Annotated in this window: 6 protein-coding genes; 2 read left to right on the forward strand and 4 right to left on the reverse strand. The window is 71.7% G+C overall.

Annotated features, from left to right (window positions below):
- Window positions 1-39 precede the first annotated feature (39 nt).
- The 4 genes from ABZ873_RS33115 to ABZ873_RS33130 form a co-directional block, all read right to left on the reverse strand.
- Window positions 40-1503, reverse strand: a complete 1464-nt coding sequence (locus tag ABZ873_RS33115) for an NCS2 family permease (protein ID WP_360880237.1) — start codon at window positions 1501-1503, stop codon at window positions 40-42.
- Window positions 1504-1824: 321 nt separating this feature from the next.
- Entirely contained in the window at window positions 1825-4221 is a 2397-nt protein-coding gene (pucD, locus tag ABZ873_RS33120; protein WP_360880240.1) for a xanthine dehydrogenase subunit D, read from the reverse strand.
- Between the two features lie 2 nt (window positions 4222-4223).
- Entirely contained in the window at window positions 4224-4829 is a 606-nt protein-coding gene (locus ABZ873_RS33125; protein WP_360880242.1) for a (2Fe-2S)-binding protein, read from the reverse strand.
- Window positions 4830-4831: 2 nt separating this feature from the next.
- The gene (locus tag ABZ873_RS33130; RefSeq protein ID WP_360880245.1) at window positions 4832-5725 is read right to left on the reverse strand and encodes an FAD binding domain-containing protein; all 894 of its coding nucleotides are present in this window, start codon (window positions 5723-5725) and stop codon (window positions 4832-4834) included.
- Window positions 5726-5978: 253 nt separating this feature from the next.
- Between ABZ873_RS33130 and ABZ873_RS33135 the strand changes: the two genes are divergently transcribed.
- Both ABZ873_RS33135 and ABZ873_RS33140 read left to right on the forward strand, forming a co-directional pair.
- Window positions 5979-7658 carry a PucR family transcriptional regulator ligand-binding domain-containing protein gene (locus ABZ873_RS33135; protein WP_360880248.1) on the forward strand — a complete coding sequence of 560 codons (1680 nt, stop codon included), beginning with the start codon at window positions 5979-5981 and terminating at the stop codon, window positions 7656-7658.
- A 181-nt stretch (window positions 7659-7839) separates the two neighbouring features.
- Entirely contained in the window at window positions 7840-8622 is a 783-nt protein-coding gene (locus ABZ873_RS33140; protein ID WP_360880250.1) for a hypothetical protein, read from the forward strand.
- The last annotated feature ends 141 nt before the right edge of the window (window positions 8623-8763 follow it).

An 8763-nucleotide genomic window follows, 5' to 3' on the forward strand; every position in this document is an offset into this window, starting at 1 on the left:
TTCCGCGGCACCCCGCCGCGGAACCGGCCCGGCTCCGGGTCAGCCGACCCCGAGCCAGCCCTCGATGGGGTGGAGGGCGAAGAAGACCAGGAAGATCCCGGTCAGCGCCCACATGAAGCCGCCGACCTCGCGGGCCTTGCCCTGGGCGATCTTGATGGCGACGTACGAGATCACGCCCGCGGCGACACCGGCGGTGATCGAGTAGGTGAACGGCATGATCACGACGGTCAGGAAGACCGGGATCGCGGTCGAGCTGTCCGCCCAGTCCACGTGGCGGGCGTTCTGCATCATCATCGCGCCGATGACGACCAGGGCCGCGGAGGCGACCTCACCCGGGACGATCTGCGTGATCGGGGTGAAGAAGAGGCAGGCGGCGAAGAACAGGCCGGTGACCACGGAGGCCAGACCGGTCCGGGCGCCCTCGCCGACGCCGGTGGCGGACTCGACGAAGACGGTCTGGCCGGAGCCGCCCGCGACGCCGCCGATGGCACCGCCGGCGCCGTCGATGAACAGCGCCTTGGACAGGCCCGGCATGCGGCCCTTGTCGTCCGCGAGCTTGGCCTCGGTGCCGACGCCGATGATGGTGGCCATCGCGTCGAAGAAGCCGGCCAGCACCAGGGTGAAGACGATCATGCCGACCGTCATGTAGCCGACGTCGCCCCAGCCGCCGAAGGAGACGTCACCGAAGAGCGAGAAGTCCGGCATCGAGACCGCGGAGCCGTCCAGCTCCGGCGGGCCGTTCTTCCACGCCTTGGGGTCGATGTCCACGAGGGCGTTCAGGATGGCCGCGAGGACGGTGCCGCCCACGATGCCGATCAGGATCGCGCCGCGCACCTTGCGGGCCTGGAGCATGAAGATGGTGATCAGGGTGATCGCGAAGAGCAGCACGGGCCAGCCGGACAGCTCGCCGGTCGCGCCGAGCTGGACGGGCGGCGCGAACTCGCCGCCGTTGCCGACGAAGCCCGCCTTCACGAAGCCGATCAGGGCGACGAAGAGGCCGATGCCCATGGTGATGGCGTGCTTGAGCGCGAGGGGTATCGCGTTCATGATCATCTCGCGGAGGCCGGTGACGACCAGGAGACAGATCACCACGCCGTAGAGCACGCACATGCCCATGGCCTGCGGCCAGGTCATCTGCGGGGCCACCTGCGAGGCGAGCACACCGGAGACGGAGAGTCCGGCGGCCAGCGCCAGCGGGACCTTGCCGACGAAGCCCATGAGGAGCGTCGTCACGGCCGCGGCGAAGGCCGTGGCGGTGATGATCGCCGAACCGCTCATGGTGGTTCCGGCGACGTCCTTGCCCGAGAGCAGCAGGGGGTTGAGCAGGAGGATGTACGCCATGGCCATGAAGGTCGTGATACCGCCACGGACCTCGTTGCCGACGTTGGATCCTCTGTGGGTGATGTGGAAATACCGGTCGAGCCAGGACGTGGCGGGGGGCTTCGGAGCGCCGTCGCCGGACTCTTCCTCGCCGGTCCTGGACTCCACAGACGACTGGGTCATGGTGCCTAACTCCCAAGGTTCAAAGGGGCACCCGCTTGGGGATTGGAGATGCGGGATTTGGGATGGTGCGTTTGGCTGCACGACCCGGGGTGACGGCCCGAGGCGACGCGAAGGTGCACTGCGTGTACTGCGGGTAGTGCGGGGGTGACCGCTGGTACTACGTGGGGGTGTCGCAGGGGTACTGCCGCTGAAACGACCGCGAGCGGTGCGGTGCTTCGCCGGTACTCCGGACGGTGCGCTGTGAAGTGTGACGTTCCCGAGCGCACCGCCCGGAGAGTCCGAGGGGTCCGGGGGCCGCGCGGGCCCCCGGACCGGTCCGTCCTAGAGGGTCCCGGTGAGGGCTTCCGGACGGATCGGGGTCTTGTTGAGTTCCAGACCGGTCGCCTGCCGGATCGCCGCGAGGACGGCCGGGGTGGACGACAGGGTGGGGGCCTCGCCCAGACCGCGAAGGCCGTACGGCGCGTTCGGGTCGGCGAGCTCCAGGACGTCGACCGGGATGGTCGGGGTGTCGAGGATGGTCGGGATCAGGTAGTCCGTGAAGGAGGGGTTGCGCACCTTCGCGGTCTTCGGGTCCACGATGATCTCCTCCATGACCGCCACGCCGAGGCCCTGGGTGGTACCACCCTGGATCTGGCCGACCACGGAGAGCATGTTGAGGGCCTTGCCCACGTCCTGGGCGGTCGCCAGCTCGACGACCTTGACCAGGCCGAGCTCGGTGTCCACCTCGACCACCGCGCGGTGCGCGGCGAAGGTGTACTGGACGTGGCCGTCGCCCTGGCCGGTCCTGAGGTCGAAGGCGACCGTCGGCCGGTGGCGGAACTCCAGCTCCAGGTCGATGGCCTCGTCCTCCAGGATGTCGGCGATGTCCGCGAGGACCTCGCCGCCGTCGGTGACGACCTTGCCGCCCTCCAGGAGCAGTTCCGCGTGGGCCCACGCCGGGTGGTAGGAGCCGTTCTTGCGCCGGCCCCTCTCCAGCAGCGCCTCGCGGACGTGCTCGCAGGTGTTCTTCACGGCGCCGCCGGTCATGTACGTCTGCCGGGAGGCGGAGGTGGAACCGGCCGAGCCGACCTGGGTGTCGGCGGGGTGGATGGTCACCTGCGTGACACCCAGCTCGGTACGGGCGATCTGCGCGTGGACGGTGACACCGCCCTGGCCGACCTCCGCCATGGCCGTGTGGACCATCGCGACGGGCTCGCCGTTGATGACCTCCAGCCGCACGCGGGCGGTGGAGTAGTCGTCGAAGCCCTCGGAGAAGCCGACGTTCTTGATGCCGACCGCGTAGCCGACGCCGCGGACGACGCCCTCGCCGTGCGTGGTGTTCGACAGGCCGCCCGGCAGCGCGCGGACGTCCGCGCCCTCGCCGGCGCTCTCCCACTGGCGCTCCGGCGGGAGCGGGCGGGCCTTGACCCGGCGCAGCAGCTCGGCGACGGGGGCCGGGGAGTCCACGACCTGGCCGGTGGGCATGATCGTGCCCATCTCCATGGCGTTGAGCTGGCGGAACTCCACCGGGTCCATGCCCAGCTTCGCCGCGAGCTTGTCCATCTGGGCCTCGTAGGCGAAGCACGCCTGGACCGCGCCGAAGCCGCGCATGGCGCCGCAGGGCGGGTTGTTCGTGTAGAGCGCGATCGCCTCGATGTCCACGTCGTCGATGACGTACGGGCCGACGGAGAGCGAGGAGGCGTTGCCGACGACGGCCGGGGAGGCCGAGGCGTAGGCGCCGCCGTCGAGCACGATCCGGCACTTCATGTGCGTGATCTTGCCGTCCTTGGTGGCGCCGTGCTCGTACCAGAGCTTCGCCGGGTGGCGGTGCACGTGGCCGAAGAAGGACTCGAACCGGTTGTAGACGATCTTGACCGGCTTGTTCGTGGCGAGGGCCAGCAGGCAGGCGTGGATCTGCATCGAGATGTCCTCGCGGCCGCCGAAGGCACCGCCGACGCCCGAGAGCGTCATCCGGACCTTCTCCGGCGGCAGGCCCAGGACCGGGGCGATCTGCTGGAGGTCCGAGTGCAGCCACTGGGTGGCCACGTACAGGTCGACGCCGCCGTCCTCGGAGGGTACGGCGAGGCCGGACTCCGGGCCGAGGAACGCCTGGTCCTGCATGCCGAAGGTGTACTCGCCCTCGACGATGACGTCGGCGCGCTTGCGGGCCTCCGCCACGTCGCCGCGGATGATCGGCTGGCGGTGCACGATGTTCGGGTGCGGGACATGGCCGGAGTGGTGGTCGTCGCGGCCCTCGTGGATCAGCGGCGCGTCCGCGGCCAGGGCCGACGCCTCGTCCGTGACGAGGGGCAGCTCCCGGTAGTCGATCTTGATCTTGGCGGCGGCCCGGCGGGCGGTCTCCGGGTGGTCGGCGGCCACCAGGGCCACCGGCTCGCCGTGGTGGCGCACCCGGCCGTGGGCCAGGACCGGGGTGTCCTGGATCTCCAGGCCGTAGTTCTTCATCTCGGCCGGCAGGTCGTCGTACGTCAGCACCGAGTAGACGCCCGGCATGGCCAGGGCCTCGGAGATGTCGATCGAGGCGATCTCGGCGTGCGCGACGGTGCTGCGCAGGGTCTGGCCCCACAGCATGTCCTCGTGCCACATGTCCGAGGAGTACGCGAACTCGCCGGTGACCTTGAGGGTGCCGTCCGGGCGGAGCGTGGACTCGCCGATGCCGCCCTTGGTGTGCTTCTGGGTGACCTTCGTCGGCGTACCGACGGTGCGGGTGTTCTGGGCCATGGTCAGACCGCCTCTCCCTGCCGGGCGGCCGCCAGGCGGACCGCGTCGAGGATCTTCTCGTAGCCCGTGCAGCGGCACAGGTTGCCGGAAAGGGCCTCACGGATGTCCTGGTCGGACGGGTCGGCGTTGCGCTCCAGGAGCGCGTCGGCCTGCACCAGCAGACCCGGGGTGCAGAAACCGCACTGCACGGCGCCGGCGTCGATGAACGCCTGCTGGATCCCGGACAGCTCCACGCCCTCACCGGTCTGGGAGTCACCGGGCTTGGCCGACCAGCGCTTCGCCTCGTCGGTGGACACGCCCTGGGCGCCGCAGCCGCCGCCGGTGCCGCAGGCACCGCCGTGGCCGTGCGCCTCGCGCTGCTTGGCGAAGTCCGCCAGGCCCTCGACGGTCACCACGTCCCGGCCCTCGACCTGACCGGCCGCGACCAGGCAGGAACACACCGGTACGCCGTCCAGCCGGACGGTGCAGGAACCGCATTCGCCCTGCTCGCAGGCGTTCTTGGAGCCGGGCAGGCCCATCCGCTCACGCAGCACGTAGAGAAGGGACTCGCCCTCCCACACGTCGTCGGCTTCCTGCTGACGACCGTTGACAGTGAAATTGACGCGCATGGTTACGCAGCCCCTTCGAGCGGGCGGCCGTTGGTGCCGCGGTACTGCTCCCACGTCCAGACCAGCTGGCGGCGAGCGAGGATGCCGACCGCGTGACGGCGGTACTTCGCCGTGCCGCGGACGTCGTCGATCGGGTTGCAGGCACCGGAGGCGAGCTCTCCGAACTGCTTGGCGATCGACGGGGTGATGACCTTGCCGCTGTCCCAGAAGCCGCCCTCGTCGAGCGCGGCGTTCAGGAACTCCTCGGCGGCCTTGGCCCGGATCGGGGTCGGCGCGGCCGAGGCGATGCCCGTGCGGACGGTGCGGGTGTCGGCGTGCAGCGCCAGGCCGAAACCGCAGACCGCGATGACCATCGCGTTGCGGGTGCCGACCTTGGAGTACTGCTGCGGACCCGTGGCGTTCTTGATGCGGACCGTCTTGATCAGCTCGTCGGGGGCGAGCGCGTTGCGCTTCACACCCGTGTAGAACGCGTCGATCGGGATCAGCCGCGCACCCCGCACGGACTCGACCTCGACATGGCAGTCGGCCGCCAGCAGGGCGGGGTGGGAGTCACCGGCGGGCGAGGCGCAGCCGAGGTTGCCGCCGACACCGCCGCGGTTGCGGATCTGCGGGGACGCGACCGTGTGCGAGGCCAGCGCGAGACCGGGCAGGGTGGCGCGCAGGTTCTCCATGATCTGGGTGTACGGGACGGAGGCGCCCAGCGTGGTGACCTCCTCGCCTACCTCCCACTCCCGCAGCAGCCCGATGCGGTTGAGGTCGAGGAGGTACTCCGGACGGCGGTGGTCGAAGTTGATCTCGACCATGATGTCGGTGCCACCCGCAATCGGCACAGCTGTGGGGTACTCGGCCTTAGCGGCGAGCGCCTCCTCCCAGCTGGCGGGGCGAAGGAAGTCCATGCTCGGCTCTCTTCTTCTTCATCGTGTCGTTCACTTCAAGCCAGGAGGCCCAGGGGCCCTCGACTGGTCGTTCACGTGCTGTTAACGCGGTGTGGAGCCAGTACACAAGCCGCGCGTCCCCCGGGTGCAGTCACTGAAACCATGAAGCAGTTGGCTGACGGGCTCCCTCGTCTTGTAGATTCGTATGAAAGGCAGGATGCGACGACCTGCCCGATTTCCAACGGCAACATCGAGACAGATCGGCGGCGACATCATGCGGCTGCGCGCACTGCTGGAAACCGAGGCGCTGGGGCTGCGGCTGCTCGGCGGCGAGGAGGAACTCGACCGCACGGTCCGCGGGGTCATGACCACCGACCTGCGTGATCCCAGCCGATACCTGTCGGGCGGCGAACTGGTCCTCACGGGCCTGGCCTGGCGGCGGGATTCAGCCGACTCCGAGCCATTCGTACGAATCCTCGCCGCGGCCGGCGTCGCCGGGCTCGCGGCGGGCGAGGCCGAGCTGGGCGACATCCCCGACGATCTCGTCTCGGCCTGTGTGCGCAACCGCCTGCCGCTGTTCGTCGTGAACGAGGACGTTGCATTCGCCACCATCACGGAGTACGTCGTCCGGCAGGTCTCGGGCGAGCGCGCCGGGGACCTGGCCGCCGTCGTCGACCGCCACCGCCGGCTGATGACCTCGGGCCCGGCGGGCGGCGGCCCCGATGTGGTGCTGGATCTGCTCACCACCGACCTCGACCTCCGGGCCTGGGTGCTGTCCCCCACCGGCCGGCAGATCGCCGGAGCGGGCGAACCGCTGGCGCCGGGCATCTGCGCGGCCCTGGCCGGCGAGCACCTGGCGGCGGTCCGTACGGGCCGCAGAGGACCGCACCGGATCTCCCTCCAGGGTATTGCCTACTCGCTCTTCCCGATCAGGGGCCACGGCCGCGCGGGCGCCGGCCAGGCCGCGCGCGACGTGCGCGAGACGGTGCTCTCGGACTGGCTGCTCGCCGTCGAGGCGGACGCCGGGGACTGGCCCGCGGAACGCCTGGACCTGCTCCAGGGCGTCACCCAGCTGATCGCCGTGGAGCGCGACCGGCGGGACGCGGCCCGCACCGTGCGCCGCCGCCTCGCGCAGGAGGTCCTGGAGCTGGTCCAGACGGGCGCCGCGCCCGCCGAGATCGCCGCCCGCCTGCGGGTGGCGGCCCCGGTGCTGCTGCCGGGGCTCGGCGCGGCCCCGCACTGGCAGGTCGTCGTCGCGCGGGTGGACTGGGACGGCGGGGACATCCCCGGCGGCCCGGTGGCCCAGTCGCTGCTGGAGGAGATCCTCGTCGACCCGTCGGTCTCGGGGCCGGAGCCCTCGGACCGGATCGCGGTGGCCCACGCGGGCGACGAGGCCATCGCGCTCGTCCCGCTGCCCTCGCTCCCGGGGGACGCCGGGGAGGACAAGGGCCCGGACTCGGCCCTGCACGCCGACGAGCTGCTGGCCGTCGTACGGGACCCCCTCGCGGCGGGCCTCGCCGACGACGGGCGGCTCACCCTCGGCGTCAGCGCGGCCGTGCACTCCGCGGAGGGGCTGCGCGGGGCGCTGGAGGAGGCCCGGCACGCCCGCCGGGTCGCCGCGGCCCGCCCCGGGCGGGTCTGCGCCGCCGGGCACCACGAGCTGGCCTCGCACGTCCTGCTGCTGCCCTTCGTCCCCGACGACGTGCGGCGCGCCTTCACCGCCCGGCTGCTGGACCCGCTGCGGGACTACGACCGGCGCCACCGCGCGGAGCTGATCCCGACGCTGGAGGCGTTCCTGGACTGCGACGGCTCCTGGACCCGCTGCGCGACCCGGCTGCACCTGCACGTCAACACGCTGCGCTACCGGGTCGGGCGAATCGAGCAGTTGACGGGGCGTGACCTCTCCCGGCTGGAGGACAAGCTCGACTTCTTCCTCGCACTGCGCATGAGCTGAGGAGATCCCTTTTCAGCGCGGCCGGGGGGTGGCGGGCGGCGGCTGATGATCCGTCCGGACTTTGTGAAAGAGTTCACCCGACCCCTTGGCCGGAGCCGCCGATCCGTGCTCTCATTTCGCCCCAGGGCTCATCCATGTGCTGCTTGGTTGCTTCGGGGAGGGCGATGTGGCGGACACCGCCATGGCGGGTGCCGGATCCATCGGGGGAGACGACCCCCTCCAGCGGGCCATATGGCGGCTGCGCTCGCGGGGGTGCTGGACCGACGCGGCGGCGCTGCTGACGCCGCACGTCGGCAAGGCGGGCCAGGCCGCGGCCGCCGTGCAGCGGACGGCGCTGCTGGTCGAACGGTGCCTGTTCACGGGCCAGGGCTGGAGCGAGGCGGAGGACGCGCTGCGGGTCGCGGAGGCGGTGGCGCAGGACGACGACGAGCGGGGCGCGGCCGCGTGCGAGCGGGGGCAGCTGGCGTACGCGGCGACCGTGCTCGGGGTACGGGACCGGGCAGACGAGGCGCGCTCCGCGCTGGGCCGGGCCGCGGCCCTGCTCTCCCCGGGCTCCCGGACCCGCCCGCTGCTGGACTTCCGCCGCGGGCTGGTCGCGGAGCACCTGGCGGACGCCCCGCAGTCGGCACGGCCGGCGTACCACCGGGCGCACGCGGGGGCGGAGGCGCACGGGGACACCCTGCTGCTGTCCTTCACCTGGCGGCACCTGGCCGCGCTGGCGCTGCGGGACGGGGAGGTGGCCGAGGCCCGCAAGGGCTTCGCGGAGTCCCTGCGGATCCGGGAGGACCTGGGCTTCCTGATCGGCACGGCCCCGGCCCTGGCGGCCCTGGCCGAAGCCGAGCCCGAACCGGAGGCCACCCGCCTCCGCGCGGAGGCCCGCCGCCTCTTCCACCTCCTGGGAGGCATCCCCACCTGGCTGGCAGACCAACTCCACGCCACCGCGACCCCGTCGCCTGCGGCGTAGCGGGGCCGCCTGCGGCGAAGCTGGGCCATCTGCGGGGCGTGTCAACCCGCCTGCGGGCGCCCCTGGTCCGCGCCTGCGCGCACAAACACGGCGCTCCGCGCCCGCGCCTCAAACGCCGGCGAGGCTGGACAATCCAGCCTC

The sequence above is a fragment of the Streptomyces sp. NPDC047014 genome (assembly GCF_040644195.1).
In the GTDB taxonomy this organism is placed as follows: Bacteria; Actinomycetota; Actinomycetes; order Streptomycetales; family Streptomycetaceae; genus Streptomyces.

Bases quoted from the DNA above. Each gene is read 5' to 3' on its own strand.
- ABZ873_RS33115 (WP_360880237.1), bottom strand. From the start codon at position 1,503: ATGACCCAGTCGTCTGTGGAGTCCAGGACCGGCGAGGAAGAGTCCGGC.
- pucD (WP_360880240.1), bottom strand. From the start codon at position 4,221: ATGGCCCAGAACACCCGCACCGTCGGTACGCCGACGAAGGTCACCCAG.
- ABZ873_RS33125 (WP_360880242.1), bottom strand. From the start codon at position 4,829: ATGCGCGTCAATTTCACTGTCAACGGTCGTCAGCAGGAAGCCGACGAC.
- ABZ873_RS33130 (WP_360880245.1), bottom strand. From the start codon at position 5,725: ATGGACTTCCTTCGCCCCGCCAGCTGGGAGGAGGCGCTCGCCGCTAAG.
- ABZ873_RS33135 (WP_360880248.1), top strand. From the start codon at position 5,979: ATGCGGCTGCGCGCACTGCTGGAAACCGAGGCGCTGGGGCTGCGGCTG.
- ABZ873_RS33140 (WP_360880250.1), top strand. From the start codon at position 7,840: ATGGCGGGTGCCGGATCCATCGGGGGAGACGACCCCCTCCAGCGGGCC.